Below are 1645 nucleotides of genomic sequence, written 5' to 3'. Positions count from 1 at the left end.
ACTGAAAACGATAGATGAACGGCAATCATTGTAGTCATGAACAGAACTTTGAATGATTAAATCGCACCTTCCTTAGTGAAAAACTACTGTAAACGCAATTTTGTCAGCAAAGGCATGATTGCCGATATCTCTTTCCATGACCTTGACGGTCATAATCCCCATGCTCACGTTATGCTGACGCTACGTGAGATAACCCCACAAGGTTTCGGCAACAAGAACAGAAGCTGGAACGAGCATGAATTGATGGATGAATGGCGTGCGTCATGGTCCAGAATGTCTAACTGTGCACTTGAACGTACTGGTTCTGTGAATCGCATAGATCACCGTTCCCTTTCAGCGCAGCGTGAAGAGGCGATTGTTCTGGCTAAGGCAGCACAGGAAGCAGGAAGAGAGGATATCGCTAACGAACAACTGGCTAAGGCCATTGAACTTGATCGCCCTGCGCTTACCAGAATAGATCGTAAATCATGGCATACCAAAAGAGCCAAAACCTTACGTGCAGCAGAGCAAGCGCAGGCAGCACAGACAAAACAGGCCGCTAATGATTTCAGGCAGTTGTTTAACAGTGATGTGGGTCATCTCATTACCGTCAACCTCAACACATTCCGTATTGAACGTCTGAAAGCAAAACCAGCGCCACAACAGCCTGCACTTGTTGTACCAGAGAAGAAACGCCGATTTAAGCCTGTTGAAGTGAAGCAAAAGGATATGTCCCTTTACTATGGTGTTGCACCAAAAACAGAAAAACCAACGCTATTAAGGCGTAAGCATAAGATCAATCTACACAAGCTGTATGATTTTATTGAAAGTTTTATGAGTGTGTTGGTTACGCACCCTGTTCAGGAAGCCGTACCAAAACCCGCTATCACTACCGTAGCCGATCCTCTGCAAGACACAAATATCCCAACGGATATTTCGCTCGATGAGATCATGATTGACCCCGTTACGAAATTGAAGATCACGCGCAGGCAGTGGGAGTCGATGGGGACTACCCGTAAATCAGCAGACGTTTCCGTACCTCCGGACGCTAACTACAACCACGAGCCTGAGAAAATACAAGAACCAGACAAAACAAGCCGATCCGTTGCCTTTCCACCTTTACCAAAGGAAAACAAAGTTGCCTCAAAATCAAAAGGTTTCACCTTCCCTAAATTTCGCTTTGGTTCGGGTAAGCGCAAAGATGGGTGATTTTTATTCAAGCAGTCAAAATTCAGGGATTCAAAATCCATTGATAAGCTCGTAACAACAGGAACTTTAGGGCAAAATAGGTCAATCGTCCGTATCCGGAAAATGACCGTAATGGCAAGAAAACTTCAGGAGATCAAAACCAAATTGTTAGAAGTCTTTTTATGGAAAGCGGCTGATAAGCTGCGTAAGAACATTGATGCTGCCGAGTACAAGCATGTTGTACCAGGACTGATTTTCCTCAATCATGGATGATTTGTAATGAAAAATAAATTTTTCTCTAACCCTAATAATGAGGGATTATCGATATGATGGTTATCAACTGCTCCGCAGCAGCAGCGACACACCTTTACGCTAAATACAAAAAAAATGTTGATGAAGGATTCTTTGAGCCTGCGTCATCTGTACAGCAGACCATCAAGGAACGACAGTCTGACGTAAAGAATAAGGAAATCATTCA

Annotated in this window: 2 protein-coding genes; both read left to right on the top strand. The window is 43.8% G+C overall.

The window, feature by feature from the left end; genetic code table 11:
• Positions 1-75: 75 nt before the first annotated feature.
• Positions 76-1188, top strand: a complete 1113-nt coding sequence (locus tag ACSZO1_RS22330) for a MobA/MobL family protein (RefSeq protein WP_437616565.1) — start codon at positions 76-78, stop codon at positions 1186-1188.
• A 111-nt stretch (positions 1189-1299) separates the two neighbouring features.
• The gene (locus tag ACSZO1_RS22325) at positions 1300-1440 is read left to right on the top strand and encodes a type I restriction-modification system subunit M N-terminal domain-containing protein (RefSeq protein ID WP_437616563.1); all 141 of its coding nucleotides are present in this window, start codon (positions 1300-1302) and stop codon (positions 1438-1440) included.
• Positions 1441-1645: the final 205 nt, after the last annotated feature.

This window comes from Erwinia sp. V71 (genome assembly GCF_965644245.1).
Taxonomy (GTDB): Bacteria; Pseudomonadota; Gammaproteobacteria; order Enterobacterales; family Enterobacteriaceae; genus Erwinia.
Note: the sequence above shows the minus strand (reverse complement) of the source record. Positions and strands in the feature narration are given on the sequence as shown.

Excerpts from the sequence above, each read along its gene's own strand:
- ACSZO1_RS22325 (WP_437616563.1), top strand. The coding sequence starts at position 1,300 with ATGGCAAGAAAACTTCAGGAGATCAAAACCAAATTGTTAGAAGTCTTT.